Origin of the sequence: Herminiimonas aquatilis (assembly GCF_042665175.1) — a bacterium.
GTDB lineage: Bacteria > Pseudomonadota > Gammaproteobacteria > Burkholderiales > Burkholderiaceae_D > Oxalicibacterium > Oxalicibacterium aquatilis.
In genome coordinates, this window is the sequence record NZ_JBHTCC010000003.1 from 1 (window position 1) to 19,901 (window position 19,901).

A 19,901-nucleotide genomic window follows, 5' to 3' on the forward strand; every position below is an offset into this window, starting at 1 on the left:
TGATTACATCGAGATGTTCTACAACGTCAAACGACGTCATAATCATGCTGACCGGCTTTCGCCCGTCAACTATGAAAAGCAGTACTTCGAGAGGCTTGCGAGTGTCTAAGAAACTCGGGGCGATTCATACATCCGAATTATTTCAGAAATTCAAAATAATGGGGTAACGGATTTAGAGCTGGGATTTGTACTGTTTATCAAGACTATGCTTTTGATTGGGGTCGCCCCTCAATTTATATTGGCCGCCATCGCTTGTATTTCTACGGCATTACTGGTGTATGCCGCGCAGCTTTCTAAGCGTTCATTATTGGTTTGTGCTCTCTGCGTCATCCCGGTTTTTTATTTCGAGATCACGATGAACGGACTCAGGTATGGTCTATCCTTCGTGTGCATGATGTGCGCTGTGGCCTTGTTCTATCAAAAACGACTTTACGTTTGCGTGATACTTGCGACGTGTGCCGTACTTTTTCATTTAAGCGGCTGGCTACTTATTTTGATGATGGTTTTTTTCGCTGATGATAAAGAAGAATTTAAATTCTGGTTTGTCATTACAATAGGCTTGGCAGTGTTGATCTTAGTGCTTCAGAACATTGATCAGTTGTTACATCTATTCGTTATTAATATCGCGGATTCGGGCGTAAATTTAAGCAATAAAGTTTCCGCTTACAGCAATTTTCCTTCGCCTTCATTATTGTCCGGTATTGGACCTCTGACATTGTCATTGCTTGCACTTGTGCTGATTAAAAGAGCGGACGAAGCAAATCACGCGGTACGTGTTCGGCGTTTTTATTTTCTTCTGTTAGCAGCGGTGGGCACCTTTATAATTGCAAAATTTAGCTACGCTGGGCTGCGCTTGCAGTTTGTCGTACTATTTTTCATGTTTCTGATATTGCAATTCAAACCCGCATTTGAATGTATTGGTAACGTAAAAAGAGGAAAAAATATTCTTGCGACTATGGTGCTCATTGGTTTCCTAGGCATGGCAGCATTTATAAAAAATGCCTTAATGACAGAAGGCCAAGGATTATCGCCGTGGTTGCCGTATTCGTTTAATCCAGAGATTATCCACTTACTCAATTTTAATTCCTACACTGACAGATGAGTGCTTTGCATTTCGAGAGTGAAAGTGTGCCGATAAGCGTTGTCATTCCATGCTATTGCTGTGATGGCACTATCGAACGCGCACTAGACTCTGTAGTGTTACAAACTTCTTTGCCTCAAGAAGTAATCTTGGTTGAAGACGGTAGTCCCGATGACGGACAAACATTGGGTTGCCTGTTGCATGCACAAAAGAAGTATGCAGAAAAATTTGCCATTCAAGTTATATCCTTGGAAGTAAATCAAGGAGCTGCAGCGGCAAGAAATCGTGGTTGGCAGGCGTCTTCACAGCCATATATTGCTTTTTTGGATGCCGATGATGCATGGCATCCTAGCAAGCTTGAATATCAGTATAAATATATGGCATCAAATCCAGAGATTGCTTTGACTGGGCATGGGTATCAGCTCGGTGCCGAGCTGCCTTACAGAGCGTCTGATGATGTTGATTTTCCGATAAATGTGAAACGGATAACGCCGCTGCATCTTTTGTTGTCCAATTCATTTGTAACGCCATCGGTGATGCTGAGAGCCGATATTTCGTTTCGCTTTCGCAATGGACAGCGATATGTAGATGACCATTTATTATGGCTAGAAATCGTTTTGTCTGGTCTTCCTGCCGTAAAATTTGATGTGCCGCTTGCCTTTGTTTTCAAGGAGTTGTATGGCGCAGGAGGACTGAGTTCTAATCTATGGGCGATGGAAAAGGCAGAATTAGGTAACTATTGGTATCTTTACCGCCAACGCTTGATTGGTTTGTCTGCAGTCTTGGGGGTGACGGCTTTTTCTTTTGCTAAATACATGCGGCGTTTGTTGATTGTAGGGTTTCGCTATTTACGCAAGCCTAGCCGGCAATAACAAAAAATTGCTGGTTAACCAGAAAAAAGAAAATGGAAATTGATTTAATCAAACCTCCACCGAAGGTGGCAGTGTGCCTTGCCGCCTTCAACGGCTTAGATTGGATAGCAGAGCAACTTGAATCCGTTCTTGCGCAAAAATGCGTCGATGTTTCGGTATTTATAAGCGTTGATCAGTCCACGGATGGAACCGAAAAATGGATTGATCAACGCGCATTAGGCGATAAACGCATTATTGTCCTGCCGCATGGCCGGCGTTTTGGCGGCGCGGCGCGGAATTTTTTTCGCCTGTTGCGTGATGTGGATTTTTCGGGGTTCGACTATATTAGTTTTGCCGATCAGGATGATCTCTGGTTCAACGATAAATTAAAGCGAGCACACGAAATGCTGCAGCGGACAGGCGCAGATGGATATTCCAGTAACGTAACTGCTTTTTGGTCTGGCGGTCGAGAACTGTTAATCAATAAATCTCAAGCACAAAAAAAATGGGATTTCTTGTTTGAGGCGGCTGGCCCCGGATGTACTTATGTCATGAAGAATGCTCTTGCGGGAGATATGAAGGTGCAGCTTTGTAATCATTGGCACAAGGCTCAACAAGTTGGACTCCATGACTGGTTTGCCTATGCCTTTGCTCGCGCTAACGGATATAGGTGGGTGATTGATAACCAGCCGAGCATGTTGTATCGACAGCATGCGGAAAATCAGGTTGGAGTAAACGAGGGCTGGCGTGCGTTTTTTCACAGGGGCCGCAAGATATTGAGCGGTTGGGGATTTCAACAGAGTGCTTGCATTGCCGAAGTGGCGGGTATTGGCGACGATCCTTTTGTCACGTCTTGGACAAAAGGTGGTCGAATGGGATTACTCAAACTTGCCTTTCAGGCAAATCATTGCCGACGTCGGTTGCGGGATCAAATTCTGTTTGCGATATCGTGTTTGGCATGCAGTGTAAGACATGGCAAATATGAGTGAATATCGTGTTCTCGTAACGGGTGCAAACGGTTTTGTCGGATGTGCCTTGCGCGCCGAGTTGCAAAAACGGAGTTTGCCGTTCGCAACTGCAGTAAGACAAAAGCAAGCGAAAACGGAATATGAGGAGTATGCCGTTGGTACCTTGAATGGCAAAACAGACTGGACCCATGCGTTATTGGGCTGCAATACCGTTATTCATTTGGCTGCTCGTGTCCATGTGATGCAGGAAGATGCTCAAGACCCGTTGGCGGCGTTCCGTGAAGTCAATGTTATTAGCACCTTAAATTTGGCTCATCAAGCGATCGCCGCGGGTGTTCGACGTTTTGTTTATGTCAGTAGCGTCAAAGTGAATGGAGAAGAATCGGGGCAGTTGCCTTTCACACCATTTGATTCGCCGGCCCCTGGCGACCCTTATGGTTTGTCTAAGTGGGAAGCCGAGCAGGCGTTATGTGAACTCGCCAAAAAAAGTGACTTGGAGCTGGTGATCGTGCGTCCTCCACTAGTATATGGACCAGGTGTTAGAGCCAATTTCCTGCGATTGCTAACGTTTGTAAAATGGGGAGTACCTTTGCCTCTGGGCTCAGTTAACAATCGCCGAAGTATGGTTGCGCTGGATAACTTGGTGGATTTGCTCATTTTATGTACAAAGCACCCGGCCGCCGCTGGTCAGACCTTTATGGTTTCTGACGGTGCAGATATGAGTACGACGGAGCTTTTAAATTTGCTGGCCGGTGCGATGGGTAGACGTGTCTGTTTGGTATCTGTACCCACAACATTGTTGAAGCTCGCAGCTGCAATGATAGGCAAGACTGCTGTGGCCGACCGTTTATTGTGTTCTTTGCAGGTGGATATTTCACATACGATGTTAACTTTAGGGTGGGTACCAGTTATCGATGTTAAAGAAGCGCTTAATAAGACTGTTCGTTATTTTTTAAGATCGATTGAGGCGAAATGAAAAGGTTATTTGATCTCTGTTTGGCATTGGGTTCGAGTGGCTTCTTGCTGGCCCCCTTCATTTTTGTCGCAATATTGGTGAAATGCACTTCCAAGGGGCCGATTATTTATTGGTCTGATCGGGTAGGTCGGAATAATCGAATTTTCAAAATGCCTAAGTTCCGTACGATGCTGGTTGACACCCCAGCAGTGGCAACTCATTTATTGCCAGACCCAAAGCAATTTTTAACGCCGGTTGGCTCATTCTTGCGGCAATCCAGTCTGGATGAATTGCCTCAGCTTTGGAGCATTTTCAAAGGTGATATGAGTTTCGTCGGTCCACGTCCAGCTTTGTTTAATCAGGATGATTTGGTTTCGTTACGCACGCAGTACGGTGTTAATAACCTGCAACCTGGCCTAACTGGCTGGGCGCAGATTAATGGGCGAGATGAGCTGCCGATACCGGAAAAGGTGCAGTTGGATGTGGAATATATGAATCGCCAATCTTTTAGTTTCGATTTGAAAATCATTTTCAATACCTTTGTTAAAGTATTGAAAAAAGATGGTATTGCTCACTGACGTTCTGATGAAACCATTCCTCGAATTATCTCGGCTTCAAAAACAATTGATTGCAGCTACCGCGGACTTTCTGCTGTTGCCGCTGACTTTTTACCTCTCCGTCCTGTTGCGTTACGACAGTAGTACTCCGCAATTATTCCAGATGTATTTTTGGATGATCATTACTGCGCCTCTGATTTCTATCCCGATATTTCTCCGGCTCGGACTATATCGGGCGGTGATTCGTTTTATTGATCAGAAAATAGTCTATGTGGTTGTATTAGGGGTAACACTCTCTGTTATTTGCATGGCAGCCTTCGCGACATTTACTCATACGGCCACCTTGTCACGAGGCGTTTTTGGTATTTATTGGGTTAGTGCCATCCTTTACGTGGTTTCCAGCCGATTTCTTGCTCGTGGTTATCTCTTGAGAGTTAATGATAGAGGTGGCGCAGTTCGTGTTGCTATTTACGGTGCTGGACATTCCGGGATGCAACTCGCAAGTGCATTGCGTGCAGGTAGTGAATATCTGCCAGTTGCATTACTCGATGATAAAAAGGAATTGCATGGCGCAACGATAGCCGGTGTTCGGGTGTGGTCGCCCGACCAACTACCGCGACTGATTGCGGATAAACAGATCAAGGAGGTCCTGCTGGCCATGCCTTCTTTACGCAAGGCAGAGCAAAAAGTAATTCTAGAACGACTTGAACCGCTTAAAGTAAAGATCAAGGTAACGCCGCCAATTGCTAGTTTAATCAATGGCGAGTTACGCGTACAAGACATCCGGGATATCGAAATTGAAGATTTGCTGGGTCGTGACTCAGTCGAGCCGAATCCTCAACTGATTGCTAGCTGTATCGCAGGTAAAACAGTATTGGTTACAGGGGCGGGTGGTTCAATTGGTTCGGAGCTATGTCGCCAGATCATTCGTCAGTCACCCAAACGATTGTTAGTTCTTGATATGTCTGAGTTTGCGCTGTATTCAATCGAACAAGAGTTGCGCGAAATTAACGATACGCATGACCTTGCTATCGAGGTATTGCCATTTCTGGGAACTGTGCTGCAGGCGGATAAATGCGAACGTATTTTGCGCACCTTCGCGGTAGATACCATTTACCACGCAGCTGCCTACAAGCACGTTCCGTTGGTGGAGCACAACCCGATTCAAGGCGTACGCAATAATGTATTTGGTACCTTGTTATTGGCGCAGGCGGCGATTGCGGCAAAGGTAAGTTCCTTTGTACTGATCTCAACCGACAAGGCTGTGCGCCCGACAAATGTGATGGGCGCTACAAAGCGATTATCGGAACTGATTTTGCAGGCTTTTTCGGAAACATCTCATCAAACCCGGTTTTGCATGGTGCGATTTGGCAATGTGCTTGGTTCTTCCGGTTCGGTTGTACCGTTGTTTCGCAAGCAGATCATGGCAGGCGGACCGATCACACTGACGCATCCTGAAATTACGCGCTACTTTATGACGATACCAGAAGCTGCGCAATTGGTGTTGCAAGCAGGCGCGATGGGCGACGGCGGTGATGTATTTGTGTTGGACATGGGCGAGCCGGTCAAGATAATTGACCTTGCAACACGCATGGTGCATTTAAGCGGGTTGGAAGTGCGTGGCGACAGTGATGCTAAGGATGCAATTGAAATTCAGCATGTAGGTTTGCGACCAGGTGAGAAGTTATACGAAGAATTATTGATCGGCAACAACGTCGAGGGAACGCAACATCCATTGATCATGCGGGCCACGGAAGCAGAAATGCCATGGTCTGATTTACAAAAAATGCTGCAAGCGTTGGACCAGGCATGTATAGAGTTCGACTATGAGCAAGTACGCACTTTACTGCAGCAGATCGTGCCTGAATACGCACCTCAATGCGGGATTGAAGACTTTCTTTGGCAAGAGAAAAGTAGACCCGCATCTACGACAGCGCTCGAACGGGATAAACAATCTAATACCGATAGAAGATCAACGCGCCATGAATTGAAACAGGTCATCTAGTAATTCTTCCTCTAGTTTTTCAACTCAAATACTGATTCAATTTTTGGAAAATGAAATGATTTTAGTCACAGGTGGTGCCGGATTTATCGGCTCGAACTTTGTCCTGGATTGGTTACGGCAAAGCGATGAGCCGGTGGTGAATGTCGACAAACTGACGTATGCAGGTAACCTGAATAATCTGGCTGGGCTGCGTGATGACACGCGACATATATTTATGCACGCAGATATCTGCGACGGCGACAAAATGCAGGAGTTGCTAAGCACCTACAAGCCGACTGCCATCGTACATTTTGCTGCAGAAAGCCATGTCGACCGTTCAATTCATGGTCCGGCTGAATTCGTGCGCACCAATATTAACGGCACCTTTAGTCTGCTGGAAGCGGTACGCACGTACTGGTCCCAACTGGCGAGTCCAGATAAAGAAAAATTTCGTTTCTTGCACGTTTCAACCGATGAAGTGTATGGCACGCTGGATCCTGATGATGCACCGTTTTCCGAGACGACTGCCTATGCGCCCAACAGTCCGTATTCGGCATCGAAAGCAGCCTCCGACCATCTGGTGCGCTCCTATCATCATACCTATGGCTTGCCGACGCTGACGACAAATTGCTCGAATAATTACGGCCCGTATCATTTTCCAGAAAAATTGATTCCTTTGATTATCGCCAATGCGCTGGCAGGAAAATCACTACCTATTTATGGCGATGGACAGCAAATTCGTGACTGGCTGTATGTTGGCGATCACTGCGTAGCGATCCGTCGTGTGCTAGAAGCGGGTAAGCCGGGAGAAACCTACAATATCGGCGGTTGGAACGAGAAAGCTAATCTGGATGTAGTACATACCCTGTGCGATATGCTGGATGCATTACAGCCGAATGTTGTTGGCACTAGTTATCGTGAACAGATTACTTATGTCACTGATAGACCGGGCCATGATCGCCGTTACGCAATCGATGCGCGAAAAATAGAACGTGAGCTGGGTTGGAGGCCGGCCGAGACCTTCGACAGCGGTATCAGGAAAACCGTGCAGTGGTATCTCGACAATCAGGCATGGGTAGGGGATGTGCAATCTGGTGCATACCTGAAGTGGGTGGATAAGAACTACAAGCAGCGCAAATCATCTTCGGACGCACAGGAAACAGCATGACGTACCCGCTCGCCAACCCGACCCATCATTCAGCCCGTAGGGGCATCATTCTCGCTGGCGGTTCCGGCACGCGACTTTACCCGGTGACGATATCGGTGTCTAAGCAGTTGTTGCCGGTGTACGACAAACCGATGATTTACTATCCGCTGACCACGCTGATGCTGGCCGGCATACGCGATATTCTGTTGATCTCCACACCGCAGGATACGCCGCGCTTTCAAGAGTTACTTGGTGATGGCAGTCAATGGGGCATCAACCTGACTTATGCAGTTCAGCCTTCGCCAGATGGCTTGGCACAGGCGTTCATAATTGGGCGCAGCTTTCTCGATAACGGTCCATCCGCATTAATTTTGGGTGACAACATCTATTACGGTCATGCGTTTGATCAGCAGTTGCGGCAAGCGTCTGAACGAACGAGTGGATCGACAGTATTTGCCTATCACGTACAAGATCCTGAGCGTTACGGCGTAGTCGAGTTTGACCAAGAGCGACGTGCCGTCAGCATAGAAGAAAAGCCGCTGGTGCCGAAATCCAACTACGCGGTAACCGGTTTGTATTTTTACGACAATCAGGTGTGTGATATCGCTGCCTCGATTCAGCCCTCGGCACGCGGTGAACTGGAAATCACCGATGTGAATCGTGCTTATCTGGCAAAGGGCGAATTGAATGTCGAATTAATGGGGCGCGGCATGGCGTGGCTGGATACGGGTACGCACGAGTCGCTGCTGGAAGCAGGACAGTTCATCGCGACGATTGAGAATCGCCAGGGCCTCAAGGTGGCCTGTCCTGAAGAAATCGCCTTCCGCAAAGGCTATATCGACGGTACCCAGTTGGAAAAACTGGCAGAGCCATTAAAGAAAAATGGCTACGGTCGTTACCTGTTGCGCATCCTTAACGACAAAGTATTTTGAATATGAATATTGTAAAGACTGCGATTCCTGATGTATTGCTGATCGAGCCCAAAGTATTTGGTGATGAAAGAGGATTTTTCTTCGAAAGTTTCAACGAAAAACAGTTTGCCGGCGCGACGGGGAAAAATGTCAGATTTGTGCAGGACAATCATTCCAAATCATTACAAGGTGTTCTGCGCGGCTTGCATTACCAGATACGTCAGCCACAAGGAAAACTGGTGCGCGTGATTGGCGGAGAAGTATTTGATGTCGCCGTCGATCTTCGCAAACATTCGCCCACTTTCGGGCAGTGGGTAGGTGCCGTTCTTTCAGCTGAAAATAAGAAGCAAATGTGGATACCAGAAGGCTTTGCACATGGCTTCCTCGTGACCAGCGATAGCGCCGAGTTCTTGTACAAGACGACCGACTATTGGGCGCCGGAATACGAGCGCTGCATCGCCTGGGATGATCCTGCGATAGGTATTGTATGGCCGCTCGATACCATTCCAGTTTTGTCTGACAAGGATAAAAAGGGGCTGCTGCTGGCAGATGCTGAGGTCTTCGCTTGAAGATACTGCTGACAGGGAAAACCGGGCAGCTCGGTTATGAGTTGGAACGCACGCTGCAAGGTTTGGGCGATGTCGTGGCTCTTGATCGGCAGCAAATGGATTTGACCGACCTTGACCAGATACGCGACGTGATTCGTACCGTCCAACCGAAGCTCATCATCAACCCGGCAGCATATACGGCGGTTGATCTGGCCGAAAGCAATCGTGATGTAGCGATGCGTATCAATGCCGAGGCGCCGGCTGTGATGGCGGACGAAGCGCGGAAGCTCGGCGCAGCGATGATTCACTATTCCACGGATTACGTTTTTGACGGCGACAATCCGGGAAGTTATTCTGAAACCGATACTCCCAATCCACAAAGCGCCTATGGCCGCAGCAAACTGGCCGGCGAACAGGCGATCCAGGCTGCAGGCATCCCCCATCTGATTTTACGGACCAGCTGGATTTACGGTTTGCGCGGGAAGAATTTCTTGCTGACAGTGCGGCGGCTGGCGCAGGAACGGGATGAGTTACGCATTGTTGCCGATCAGTTTGGCGCACCGACATGGAGCCGTACGCTTGCCGAAGTAACGGGCCACGCGCTGGCACAATTGCAGTCGGGTATACGTCACGCTGACCTCAACCTCGATGCATGGGCAGAGCATACTGGTTTGTATCATGTGAGCGCTCAGGGCAAAACCAGTTGGCATGGTTTTACGCAGGCGATCATTGCCCATCCGACTGTCTTGAAAAAACCGCAGGTCACGCCGATCGCCACGCTTGATTATCCGCTGCCGGCCAAACGTCCTCCAAATTCGGTATTGTCTTCCGAGCGTTTCATGAATACGTTTTGCAGTTTGCCGAATTGGGACGATGCATTAAAACTTTGCCTTGATTGAGTTAGGCAAGCTGTGTTCACTGATTGTTATATGAAAAAAGCAGCCAGTAATTGCGATAGTTTGCAATTACTGGCTGCTTTTTGAAGTGCTGTACTTACTGCTTACCTGTCACAAGCTACAGGCATATTTCCCTAAACTTATTTATAACCGACACGATCCAGAATACGTTGCGCCGCAATCTGATTCTTCCCTATGGAAGCGATCGAGACGTTTTCCATCTTGAATTTCCCTAGGGATTCCAGTGCAGGGTTTTTGACTTTGACGGATTGCACCGCAGGCCATTCATTATTGCCGTCGGCGAAATAAGCTTGCGCTTCATCGCTCGCCAAATACTCGAGGAACTTCACAGCAGCTTCACGATGCGGCGCATTTTTAGCGACGCCGCCACCAGCGATGTTGAAATGTGTGCCGGTAGTTTTGGCATTCGGCCAGATGAAGCCGACGTTTTTCATCGCTGCGATATCTTCAGGCTTGGTGGAGCGCAGCAAGCGTGCATAGTAGTAAGAGTTGGCGATCGCTACGCCGCATTCGCCGGAAGCTACCCCTTTGATTTGGTCAGTGTCGCCGCCGCGTGGTGGACGGGCAAAATTCGCAACCATGCCTTGCGCCCATTGCTCCGTCGCTTTTTCACCATTGCGTTCGATCATCGAACCGATCAGCGACAGGTTGTATGGATGTGAGCCTGAGCGCGTGCAGACCTTGCCCTTGTTGACTGGATTAGCCAGTGCTTCATAGCTTGCCACGTCAGCTGGTTTGACTGTCTCCTTGTTGTACACAATCACGCGTGCACGAGTCGAGAAACCGAACCATTCCGGTCCTTTACCATCATCCTTGCCACGTAGATTGGCTGGAATGCGGGTATTCAGAATTTTTGATTGCACCGGCTGAAAGAAACCTTCAATTTCTGCGCGCCAGATGCGGGCTGCATCAACCATGACAATCACGTCGGCAGGACTGTTTTTACCTTCGTTTTTAATCCTTTCAAACAAGGCATTGTCATCCGCTTCAATGCGGTTGATTTTGATGCCGGTTTGTTTGGTGAAATTCGAGTAGAGAACCTCATCGGTCTGGTAGTGGCGAGCGGAATACAAGTTCAGCACTTTTTCCTGCGCGTGCACCAAAGACGCAGACGAGGTCATAAGGAATGCGGTGAAGGCGATGGCGATACCTGGTCTCATGGACTTCCTTTTTTGATTTGTGAGGATAGCGTTAAATTATAGCCAGATTTATATTAAATGGGAACCATTCTCAATTTTGAGTGTGTCCTGAAGACGCGCCTGGCTAAAAACAGGTACGCTTCGTTCTTTGTAAAAAATTGAATAATCATGCGTTTGCGTTCTCGTATATCTTTATTCCTTGCAGTTACCAGCATTCTGTTGCTTTCTGCCTGCACTTCGCTTTCTCCGTTCAAATCCGATCCTGTCGTGCAGCCCGTTCTTCCAGGCAAAACAGTCGCACCAATCAAGGTTGCTTTGGTACTTGGTGGAGGAGCGGCGCGTGGATTTGCGCATATTGGTGTAATCAAGGCGCTGGAATCGCAGGGTATCGTACCTGATTTGGTGGTGGGCACGAGCGCCGGCAGTCTGGTGGGCGCTCTGTATGCCGCCGGCAACAACGGCTTTGCCTTGCATAAAATGGCGCTGGAAATGGATGAGGCGACCATCTCTGATTGGTCCGTGCCGTTCTTTTCCAAATCGAGCGGCGTGTTGAAAGGTGATGCGCTGCAAAATTACGTGAACAAGTCCGTGCGGAATATCACGATCGAAAAAATGAAAATCCCGTTCGCTGCGGTCGCGACTGATTTGAATAGCGGTCAGGCAATTCTGTTCCAGCGTGGAAATGCAGGGCTCGCTGTGCGTGCATCCTCAGCGGTGCCTGGAATTTTTCAGCCTGTAAAAATAGGTGAGCGCTTGTATGTCGACGGTGGTTTGGTTGCGCCGGTGCCTGTACATTTCGCGAAGGAGTTGGGTGCAGACTTCATCATTGCGGTCAATATATCGACGCAGCCCGATGTGCAACTGGCGTCCAGTTCCGTCGATGTCGTGCTGCAAACCTTTGCCATCATGGGGCAGAGTATCAATCGCTACGAGCTCAAGGAAGCAGACATTGTCATTCGCCCCAGCCTAGGCATGATGAAAGGCAATGATTTCAATGGCAGGAATTTGGCCGTGCTCGCTGGCGAGCAAGCGACCATGGCTTTGATGCCGGAGATAAAGCGCAAGCTAAAGATCAGGCGCGGACAATGAGAGTAATGAGAGTAATGAGAACAATGCAGGCATAAAAAAACCGCACGATACAATGCGGTTTTTTTATGCGTGAAAGGCAAACTTACTTTATTTCAGGATCGCTGATGCGGCGACCGCCATTGAAGCGTTTTTTCCAGTAACCAACATCCATGCTTTCAATCCGTACTTCGCCACCCGCAGAAGGGGAGTGAATGAATTTTCGATCGCCCAAATAAATGCCTACGTGAGAAAAGCCGCGTTTCAATGTGTTGTAGAACACCAGATCGCCGGGCTGCAAATCATTTTTGTCGATATGTTGCCCGACCTTGCTGATTTCGACCGAAGTGCGTGGTAAATCCTTGTCCCACGCTTGCTTGAATATAAGCTGCACCAGACCGCTGCAATCTAAGCCGCTTTCCGGCGTGGTGCCACCGTATTTGTAATGTATGCCCAGCATGCCCATCGCCTGTAATGCAAGTTCCGATGCGCGGTGGGTCAAGTCTTGCAGTTTACTGATCGGCTTGCCGACTTCTGGCGGTGGAGTATCTGCGCTCCAGACAGCCGAAGTCGCCATCAAGCTGAGCGCGAATACCGCTGAGCGCGCCAGTTTGTGAGTGCGAAAGGATCGTTGTAAGACTGTCATTAAGTGATGCTTCATTCAATTGGACTGGTCGAATGTAAGGCAATCTGGAAGTGCTGTCAAAATTTATTCGCTGGCGTTATGCTGTTACTAACATTAAAAAGGTTGATTGCATGCTGACAGATTCACCTCGCGATATTTCTTTGAAGCCTCGTATTTTGATTGCCGACGATTCACGGATCGTAAGGGCAACCTTGATCAAGCGTATTGAGGGTATGTTCGAATTTCGCGAGGCGCTCGACGGTGAGCAGGCTTGGGAAATGTTATTGATCGATCCCAGCATACGTGTGGTGATCTCAGATTTGACGATGCCCAAACTGGATGGCTATGGACTGTTGAGCCGCATACGGAACTCGAAAATCAGTCGCATACGCAATATGCCGGTTGTGGTTGTCTCCGGCAGTGATGAGCAAGCCGAGCGCGATCGTGCCAAGGCCGCGGGTGCGACTGATCTGATCACCAAGGGAATGAGTACCGGCCAGCTATTGTCGCGTCTGGATATATTGTCGAAACTGATTAGTACGCAGAACGAATTCGAGCGTGGCCTGGAAGCATTGGTGCAGCATACGGATACCAATCAGCATATAGTCTTGCCGTCGCCTGAGGCGTGGCAGGAACAGGCGGAAGGCATGCGTACGAATGCCATACGTCAGAACCGTAATTTTGTCGTCCTGACTGCCTGCATCGGTTTGAAACATGTCGAACTCGATGCCTACCCAGCCTTGCCCCCGTCCAGCGTTGTCAATGCGATTGGCCAGCTCTTGCATCGGACCGTTAGGCAAACCGATTGCGTCGCGCGCACCGGCGAAATTGAATTCACGATCGCCACCGGCAGCATTCATTTTGATTCTGCACGTAATTTCGCAGAGCGCGTCTGTCGTGCGATTGCACATGCCAATCTGATCAAGGATGGGCAGATGGCTTTGATCGCCAGTTGCGGCGTCGTCTCGATTACAGAATACGCAGGCGAAACAATGGAAACGGAACGGTCGCTTGCGGCGATGCGCGTGACTGCCAAAGAGCGTGCTTTGTTAGGCTTGCACAATGCTATTACCGGCGTTATTGGCACGCAGGAAGAATTATTATTGAAGCAGGGCGGACATCTCTCCGATATTGACGTCAACACCGTCGTCCCTGTTGCGGACGGGGAAGTTGATTTGTCGATAGACCTTGCAACCTTGCTGCGCTGGATCAAGGAAGGTAAAGAAGATCAAGTGCTGGGACATATAGGAAAGCTTTCTTCTGAACTACAGCCCCTGGTCGATTTGCTGTTGAAGCAATACAAAACGTAGGGCCTTTCCAGCAGCATGTCAGGTTCGCTTCTGCAGACCGCTCATTTTCTCTGCAAGGTGGATGCGCGCAATCATTCCAGAAATCTAGTGATCAGATTCATCCCGCGAATGTTCGCCGCGACGGTCGACGAGCGTCGCTCTGACACTTTTTGCGTGATATTCCATCAGCATGATTTTAAAACTGCCCGGCATGGATGGGTCATTTGTGAGGCTGTGCAAGAGTTGGGATTGCACAAACATGGTTTGCTTTTTGAGCATTTCACAGTCGGTAATCGCCACGCCTTGGTTCATTTTTGCCACGAGGCTTAAGACATCGCGCTTGAATTGATACAGTGGGGAGTGCGAGAGTATGTGTTCGACCTGCCGATTTGATTTTTTTGTTACGGTAGCTACCTCCTTGGACTTTTTTTCATCTTCAGTAGAAGGCAGTACATGCTGAAGTGTTGTGCGTTTGAAAAACATATTCTTCTCCCTTTATGTATTCTCTAAAGGTAGTGCCCAATCATGTTTGTTCGGTGCAATCCCATCTAATACTTTAAAAACAAGTTGTGTATTGATATGCAAGGTAAGCTTTATCGGAATAAGTTATTTTTTATTATTAAATAATACACTTCTTGCAAAAAATAAACGTTAATTCGTGTTAATTAATCAATGTGGCAATCGCCCCAAAAAGGAGCGCCATGCCTTACAATTTCCTTTTATTTAGACCGGAGCTAGCATGCAATCAAAACAAATCCTGACGCTTGATGATGTGAAGAAAATCGCGGCGGCAGCGGAAACAGAGGCCACATTAAATAAATGGTGTGTGACGATTGCGATCGTGGATGATGGCGGCCACTTGTTGTGGTTGCAACGCATGGATGGTGCTGCGCCGATTTCTTCGCACATTGCACCCGCCAAGGCGAAAACTGCCGCCTTGGGCCGTCGTGAATCGAAGGTGTATGAAGACATCATCAATAACGGCCGTTTCTCGTTCATGACTGCCCCGACGCTGGAAGGCATGCTCGAAGGTGGCGTCCCTATCATGATTAACGGTCAATGTTTGGGCGCGGTGGGCGTCTCCGGCGTGAAATCCAGTGAAGATGTGCAAATTGCCAAGGCTGGTCTGGTTGCAATCGGTGCTTGATTTGCTTGGTTCGTTTTAATCTACCAACATCGTGCGGCATCTGGAGATGCAGCACGATGGTATCAACTAAACACTCGCCAGGCTCCGGATCTGGTTGCCAGGCGGGGGTGTTTTAGGCTATAATTCGGCGGTTTAGCTAATTTTACTCCGCCGTAGCGCATACCCATTTCCCATCGTCTAAATACGACCTGTAAAACCCTTTGATCAAGCGATTAGCCTTGGTCAAGAAGCGCGCAAGCTGCGCGGGTTTCGACGGTCAATCTGGCGCAGCGCAGCGGCGGTAACCTCATCAGGAGTTACCCCTTGCCGCCATTCTTTTCTGGCCCTACTGTTCCGGCCATCCTAGCGCTAGCGGACGGGTCGATTTTCAAAGGTTTTTCGATTGGTGCGTCAGGTCATACGATCGGCGAAGTTGTTTTCAACACCTCGATGACCGGCTATCAGGAAATCCTCACCGATCCAAGCTATAGCAGTCAGATCGTTACCCTCACTTATCCGCATATCGGCAACACCGGCGTCAATGCCGAAGATGTCGAATCGACCAAGATCCATGCGGCCGGTTTGATTATCAAGGATCTGCCGATCCTAGTTTCCAATTTCCGCTCGACACAAACTTTGTCGGATTATCTGAAATCCGAGAATATCGTCGGTATTGCAGGGATCGATACGCGCAAGTTGACGCGTATTCTGCGTGAAAAAGGGGCGCAAAGCGGCGCAATCCTGGCTGGCGAAGATGCTACTGTTGAAAAAGCGCTGGCACTGGCAAAAACCTTCGGTGGTTTGGCTGGCCTCGATCTGGCGAAAGTGGTGTCGACCAAGCAATCGTATCCATGGACCGAAACCGAGTGGAAACTCGGCAAAGGTTATGGCAAGCAAATCACACCTAAGCATCATGTCGTTGCCTTCGATTATGGCGTCAAGTTCAACATCCTGCGCATGTTGGCGGAGCGTGGCTGCAAGGTCACCGTATTGCCAGCGCAAGCAACCGCAGCCGATGCCTTGGCACTCAAGCCTGACGGCATCTTTTTGTCGAATGGTCCTGGCGATCCGGAACCATGCGATTACGCGATCGCAACGTCCAAAGAATTGATCGAGCGTGGCATTCCGACTTTCGGCATCTGTCTCGGTCACCAGATCATGGCACTGGCATCCGGCGCTAAAACACTGAAGATGAAATTCGGTCACCACGGTGCGAACCACCCGGTGCAGGATCTCGACAGCAAGAAAGTGCTGATCACGTCGCAGAATCATGGTTTTGCGGTTGATGCAGCAACCTTGCCGGCCAACTGTCGCGTGACCCACGTTTCCTTGTTTGACGGTTCGCTGCAAGGTTTCGAGCGCACTGACAAGCCTGCGTTCTGCTTCCAGGGACACCCTGAAGCGTCGCCTGGCCCGCATGACATCGCCCCCTTGTTTGATCGCTTTGTGGCGATGATGGAGAAAAATAAAAATGCCTAAACGCAGCGACATTAAAAGCATACTGATTATTGGTGCAGGCCCGATCGTGATCGGCCAGGCATGCGAATTCGATTATTCCGGCGCACAAGCCTGTAAAGCTTTGCGCGAAGAAGGTTACAAAGTCATTCTGGTCAACAGCAATCCGGCGACCATCATGACCGATCCTGAAATGGCCGATGTGACTTACATCGAGCCGATTACATGGCAAGCGGTCGAACGCATCATCGACAAGGAACGTCCGGATGCAATCCTGCCGACGATGGGTGGTCAGACTGCGCTGAACTGCGCGCTCGACTTGCATCACAACGGCATCCTGACCAAATACGGTTGCGAATTGATCGGCGCTTCGCCGGAAGCAATCGACAAGGCAGAAGATCGTTCTAAATTTAAAGATGCCATGACCAAGATTGGTCTTGGTTCTGCGCGCTCGGGTGTGTCGCACACACTGGAAGAATCGTGGGCGGTGCAAAAAGATCTCGGTTTCCCTTGCATCATCCGTCCTTCGTTCACGATGGGCGGTAGCGGTGGTGGCATTGCGTATAACGCAGAAGAGTTCGACGCAATCTGCAAGCGCGGCCTGGAAGCATCGCCAACGTCCGAACTGCTGATTGAAGAATCGCTGATCGGCTGGAAAGAATTCGAGATGGAAGTCGTGCGCGACAAGGCCGACAACTGCATCATCGTCTGCTCGATCGAAAATCTGGATCCTATGGGCGTGCACACTGGTGACTCGATCACAGTGGCGCCGGCGCAAACGCTGACCGACAAGGAATATCAGATCATGCGTAATGCATCGATCGCGGTCTTGCGGGAAATCGGCGTCGATACAGGTGGCTCTAACGTACAGTTTTCGATCAATCCGGAAGATGGCCGCATGATCGTCATCGAGATGAATCCGCGTGTATCGCGTTCCTCCGCGCTGGCATCGAAAGCAACTGGTTTCCCGATTGCGAAGATCGCTGCCAAACTGGCAGTCGGTTTTACGCTCGACGAATTACGCAATGAAATCACCGGTGGCGCAACGCCGGCATCGTTCGAACCGTCGATCGATTACGTCGTCACCAAGATTCCACGTTTTGCATTCGAAAAATTTCCGCAAGCCGATAGCCATCTGACGACTCAGATGAAATCGGTAGGTGAAGTGATGGCCATCGGCCGTACCTTCCAGGAATCGTTCCAGAAAGCCTTGCGCGGCCTGGAAGTCGGCGTCGATGGCATGAATGAAAAAACCACTGACCGCGAAATCATTGAAGAAGAACTCGGTGAGCCAGGCCCGGAACGCATCTGGTACGTCGGCGATGCATTTGCCCAAGGTTTCTCCTTGGAAGAAGTGCATGGCTTGACGCACATCGATCCATGGTTCCTCGCGCAGATCAAGGAAATCATCGATATCGAATTGTGGCTGGAAACGCAATCGCTGCCTGCGATCGATAAAGACACGCTGTACAAATTGAAGCAAAAAGGTTTTGCCGATCGTCGTCTGGCCAAGTTGCTGAAGACCACGGACAAAGCTGTGCGCGAACAACGCCACGCAATGAATATTCGTCCTGTCTACAAACGCGTCGATACCTGCGCCGGTGAATTCGCCACCAACACGGCGTACATGTATTCAACGTACGAAGAAGAGTGCGAATCGCAACCGACCAACAAGAAAAAAATCATGGTGCTCGGTGGCGGTCCTAACCGTATCGGGCAAGGCATCGAGTTTGATTATTGCTGCGTGCATGCGGCGATCGCGATGCGTGAAGATGGTTACGAAACCATCATGGTCAACTGCAATCCGGAAACCGTTTCGACAGATTACGACACGTCCGACCGCCTGTATTTTGAGCCGCTGACACTGGAAGACGTGCTGGAAATCGTTGCGTTGGAAAAACCTCTGGGCGTCATCGTGCAATACGGCGGCCAGACTCCATTGAAACTGGCGCTGGATCTGGAGGCCAATGGCGTGCCTATCATCGGCACGTCGCCGGACATGATCGATGCGGCAGAAGATCGCGAACGTTTCCAAAAAATGTTGCACGACTTGAAGCTGCGTCAGCCACCTAATCGCACCGCGCGTACCGAAGAAGATGCCTTGCGCCTGGCGCAGGAAATCGGTTATCCGCTGGTCGTGCGTCCGTCTTATGTTCTCGGTGGTCGTGCGATGGAAATCGTGCATGAACAGCGTGACCTCGAACGCTATATGCGTGAAGCGGTCAAGGTCTCGCATGACTCGCCAGTATTGCTGGATCGTTTCCTGAACGATGCAATTGAAGTCGACGTTGATTGCCTGTCAGATGGCGAGCGCACGTTCATTGGCGGCGTGATGGAGCATATTGAACAAGCCGGTGTGCATTCCGGTGATTCAGCTTGTTCCTTGCCGCCTTATTCGCTTTCGCAAGAAACGATCAACGAACTGAAGCGCCAGACATCCTTGATGGCCAAGGGCTTGAACGTGATCGGCTTGATGAACGTGCAGTTTGCGATTCAACAGCAAGAGATCGATGGCAAGTTGCAGGATGTCGTATTCGTGCTGGAAGTCAATCCACGTGCTTCGCGCACCGTGCCGTATGTATCGAAAGCGACCGGTTTGCAACTCGCAAAAATTGCGGCCCGCTGCATGGCCGGTCAATCGCTGGATAGTCAAGGCATCTTCAACGAAGTGATCCCGCCGTATTTCAGCGTCAAGGAAGCAGTATTTCCGTTTGTTAAGTTCCCTGGCGTCGATACCATCCTCGGACCTGAAATGAAGTCGACCGGTGAAGTAATGGGTGTCGGTAAAACTTTCGGTGAAGCTTTCGTCAAGTCGCAACTCGGTGCCAGCATCAAGTTGCCACGCTCCGGTAAAGTATTCCTGAGCGTCAAGGCGAGCGACAAGCCGCGTGCAGTCCAGGTTGCCAAAGATCTAGTCGAAATCGGTTTTTCGGTTGTGGCGACCAAAGGCACTGCTGCAGCAATCAGCGCAGCCGGTATCGATGTTCAATCAGTCAATAAAGTGGCAGAAGGCCGGCCGCATATTGTCGACATGATCAAGAACAACGAGATCGCCCTGGTTATCAATACCGTAGAAGAAAAACGCAGCGCGATTGTGGATTCCCGCACGATTCGTACCTCGGCATTGCAAGCGCGCGTGACAACTTATACAACGATCGCTGGCGCAGAGGCAGCAGTGGAAGGCATGGCCCATCTGGACGAATTGCACGTCTATGATTTACAAGGTCTGCATAAAACTTTACACTAAGCCCAGAGTCAAACTTAACCACAGAGGTCACACGCG

Annotated in this window: 19 protein-coding genes; 16 read left to right on the plus strand and 3 right to left on the minus strand. The window is 49.4% G+C overall.

What is annotated here, in order from left to right:
- The 11 genes from ACFQO0_RS12450 to rfbD all read left to right on the plus strand — a co-directional run.
- On the plus strand, positions 1-109 hold a 109-nt coding region (locus tag ACFQO0_RS12450), incomplete at its 5' end, for an IS3 family transposase (RefSeq protein WP_195874814.1).
- 27 nt (positions 110-136) lie between these two features.
- Positions 137-1,102 (plus strand): EpsG family protein, encoded by a 966-nt coding sequence (locus ACFQO0_RS12455; RefSeq protein ID WP_382235910.1) that lies wholly within the window; start codon positions 137-139, stop codon positions 1,100-1,102.
- Positions 1,099-1,953, plus strand: coding sequence for a glycosyltransferase family 2 protein (locus ACFQO0_RS12460; protein WP_382235101.1), 855 nt, complete (start codon positions 1,099-1,101; stop codon positions 1,951-1,953). The genes ACFQO0_RS12455 and ACFQO0_RS12460 overlap by 4 nt, the downstream gene beginning before the upstream one ends.
- 32 nt (positions 1,954-1,985) lie before the next feature.
- On the plus strand, positions 1,986-2,921 hold the full coding sequence (locus ACFQO0_RS12465; protein ID WP_382235103.1) for a glycosyltransferase: 936 nt from the start codon (positions 1,986-1,988) through the stop codon (positions 2,919-2,921).
- Entirely contained in the window at positions 2,905-3,876 is a 972-nt protein-coding gene (locus tag ACFQO0_RS12470; protein ID WP_382235105.1) for a UDP-glucose 4-epimerase family protein, read from the plus strand. The genes ACFQO0_RS12465 and ACFQO0_RS12470 overlap by 17 nt, the downstream gene beginning before the upstream one ends.
- The gene (locus ACFQO0_RS12475; protein WP_382235107.1) at positions 3,873-4,433 is read left to right on the plus strand and encodes a sugar transferase; all 561 of its coding nucleotides are present in this window, start codon (positions 3,873-3,875) and stop codon (positions 4,431-4,433) included. Before ACFQO0_RS12470 ends, ACFQO0_RS12475 begins: the two co-directional genes overlap by 4 nt.
- Positions 4,434-4,440: 7 nt before the next feature.
- Complete coding sequence (locus tag ACFQO0_RS12480; protein ID WP_382235109.1) at positions 4,441-6,417, plus strand: polysaccharide biosynthesis protein; 1,977 nt, start codon at positions 4,441-4,443, stop codon at positions 6,415-6,417.
- A 55-nt stretch (positions 6,418-6,472) separates the two neighbouring features.
- Positions 6,473-7,564, plus strand: a complete 1,092-nt coding sequence (gene rfbB / locus ACFQO0_RS12485) for a dTDP-glucose 4,6-dehydratase (RefSeq protein ID WP_382235111.1) — start codon at positions 6,473-6,475, stop codon at positions 7,562-7,564.
- On the plus strand, positions 7,561-8,475 hold the full coding sequence (gene rfbA / locus ACFQO0_RS12490; RefSeq protein WP_382235113.1) for a glucose-1-phosphate thymidylyltransferase RfbA: 915 nt from the start codon (positions 7,561-7,563) through the stop codon (positions 8,473-8,475). Before rfbB ends, rfbA begins: the two co-directional genes overlap by 4 nt.
- Entirely contained in the window at positions 8,472-9,023 is a 552-nt protein-coding gene (gene rfbC / locus ACFQO0_RS12495) for a dTDP-4-dehydrorhamnose 3,5-epimerase (RefSeq protein WP_382235115.1), read from the plus strand. The genes rfbA and rfbC overlap by 4 nt, the downstream gene beginning before the upstream one ends.
- Positions 9,020-9,901: a dTDP-4-dehydrorhamnose reductase gene (gene rfbD, locus ACFQO0_RS12500; RefSeq protein ID WP_382235117.1), complete on the plus strand. Its 882-nt coding sequence runs from the start codon at positions 9,020-9,022 to the stop codon at positions 9,899-9,901. Before rfbC ends, rfbD begins: the two co-directional genes overlap by 4 nt.
- A gap of 137 nt (positions 9,902-10,038) precedes the next feature.
- On the opposite strand, the gene ACFQO0_RS12505 is transcribed toward rfbD, so the two are convergent.
- Positions 10,039-11,079, minus strand: coding sequence for a Fe(3+) ABC transporter substrate-binding protein (locus tag ACFQO0_RS12505; protein ID WP_382235119.1), 1,041 nt, complete (start codon positions 11,077-11,079; stop codon positions 10,039-10,041).
- A 147-nt stretch (positions 11,080-11,226) separates the two neighbouring features.
- On the opposite strand from ACFQO0_RS12505, the gene ACFQO0_RS12510 reads away from it, so the two are divergent.
- Positions 11,227-12,147, plus strand: a complete 921-nt coding sequence (locus tag ACFQO0_RS12510) for a patatin-like phospholipase family protein (protein ID WP_382235121.1) — start codon at positions 11,227-11,229, stop codon at positions 12,145-12,147.
- Between the two features lie 82 nt (positions 12,148-12,229).
- Here the strand turns inward: ACFQO0_RS12510 and ACFQO0_RS12515 are convergent, their stop codons facing one another.
- Positions 12,230-12,769, minus strand: coding sequence for a C40 family peptidase (locus ACFQO0_RS12515; RefSeq protein ID WP_382235123.1), 540 nt, complete (start codon positions 12,767-12,769; stop codon positions 12,230-12,232).
- Positions 12,770-12,879: 110 nt separating this feature from the next.
- On the opposite strand from ACFQO0_RS12515, the gene ACFQO0_RS12520 reads away from it, so the two are divergent.
- Entirely contained in the window at positions 12,880-14,058 is a 1,179-nt protein-coding gene (locus ACFQO0_RS12520) for a response regulator (protein WP_382235125.1), read from the plus strand.
- 84 nt (positions 14,059-14,142) lie between these two features.
- Here the strand turns inward: ACFQO0_RS12520 and ACFQO0_RS12525 are convergent, their stop codons facing one another.
- Positions 14,143-14,520 (minus strand): hypothetical protein, encoded by a 378-nt coding sequence (locus ACFQO0_RS12525; protein WP_382235127.1) that lies wholly within the window; start codon positions 14,518-14,520, stop codon positions 14,143-14,145.
- Between the two features lie 256 nt (positions 14,521-14,776).
- Between ACFQO0_RS12525 and ACFQO0_RS12530 the strand changes: the two genes are divergently transcribed.
- The 3 genes from ACFQO0_RS12530 (at position 14,777) to carB (ending at position 19,865) form a co-directional block, all read left to right on the plus strand.
- Positions 14,777-15,184, plus strand: a complete 408-nt coding sequence (locus ACFQO0_RS12530) for a GlcG/HbpS family heme-binding protein (protein WP_382235129.1) — start codon at positions 14,777-14,779, stop codon at positions 15,182-15,184.
- 303 nt (positions 15,185-15,487) lie between these two features.
- Positions 15,488-16,642: a glutamine-hydrolyzing carbamoyl-phosphate synthase small subunit gene (gene carA, locus ACFQO0_RS12535; protein ID WP_382235131.1), complete on the plus strand. Its 1,155-nt coding sequence runs from the start codon at positions 15,488-15,490 to the stop codon at positions 16,640-16,642.
- On the plus strand, positions 16,635-19,865 hold the full coding sequence (gene carB / locus ACFQO0_RS12540) for a carbamoyl-phosphate synthase large subunit (RefSeq protein WP_382235133.1): 3,231 nt from the start codon (positions 16,635-16,637) through the stop codon (positions 19,863-19,865). Before carA ends, carB begins: the two co-directional genes overlap by 8 nt.
- The last annotated feature ends 36 nt before the right edge of the window (positions 19,866-19,901 follow it).

What these genes read in the sequence shown, in the direction of transcription:
- ACFQO0_RS12505 (WP_382235119.1), bottom strand. Translation starts at nt 11,079, where the DNA reads ATGAGACCAGGTATCGCCATCGCCTTCACCGCATTCCTTATGACCTCG.
- ACFQO0_RS12525 (WP_382235127.1), bottom strand. Translation starts at nt 14,520, where the DNA reads ATGTTTTTCAAACGCACAACACTTCAGCATGTACTGCCTTCTACTGAA.
- ACFQO0_RS12475 (WP_382235107.1), top strand. Translation starts at nt 3,873, where the DNA reads ATGAAAAGGTTATTTGATCTCTGTTTGGCATTGGGTTCGAGTGGCTTC.
- ACFQO0_RS12470 (WP_382235105.1), top strand. Translation starts at nt 2,905, where the DNA reads ATGGCAAATATGAGTGAATATCGTGTTCTCGTAACGGGTGCAAACGGT.
- ACFQO0_RS12460 (WP_382235101.1), top strand. Translation starts at nt 1,099, where the DNA reads ATGAGTGCTTTGCATTTCGAGAGTGAAAGTGTGCCGATAAGCGTTGTC.
- rfbA (WP_382235113.1), top strand. Translation starts at nt 7,561, where the DNA reads ATGACGTACCCGCTCGCCAACCCGACCCATCATTCAGCCCGTAGGGGC.
- rfbB (WP_382235111.1), top strand. Translation starts at nt 6,473, where the DNA reads ATGATTTTAGTCACAGGTGGTGCCGGATTTATCGGCTCGAACTTTGTC.
- ACFQO0_RS12520 (WP_382235125.1), top strand. Translation starts at nt 12,880, where the DNA reads ATGCTGACAGATTCACCTCGCGATATTTCTTTGAAGCCTCGTATTTTG.
- ACFQO0_RS12480 (WP_382235109.1), top strand. Translation starts at nt 4,441, where the DNA reads ATGAAACCATTCCTCGAATTATCTCGGCTTCAAAAACAATTGATTGCA.
- ACFQO0_RS12465 (WP_382235103.1), top strand. Translation starts at nt 1,986, where the DNA reads ATGGAAATTGATTTAATCAAACCTCCACCGAAGGTGGCAGTGTGCCTT.
- carB (WP_382235133.1), top strand. Translation starts at nt 16,635, where the DNA reads ATGCCTAAACGCAGCGACATTAAAAGCATACTGATTATTGGTGCAGGC.
- ACFQO0_RS12510 (WP_382235121.1), top strand. Translation starts at nt 11,227, where the DNA reads ATGCGTTTGCGTTCTCGTATATCTTTATTCCTTGCAGTTACCAGCATT.
- ACFQO0_RS12530 (WP_382235129.1), top strand. Translation starts at nt 14,777, where the DNA reads ATGCAATCAAAACAAATCCTGACGCTTGATGATGTGAAGAAAATCGCG.
- ACFQO0_RS12515 (WP_382235123.1), bottom strand. Translation starts at nt 12,769, where the DNA reads ATGACAGTCTTACAACGATCCTTTCGCACTCACAAACTGGCGCGCTCA.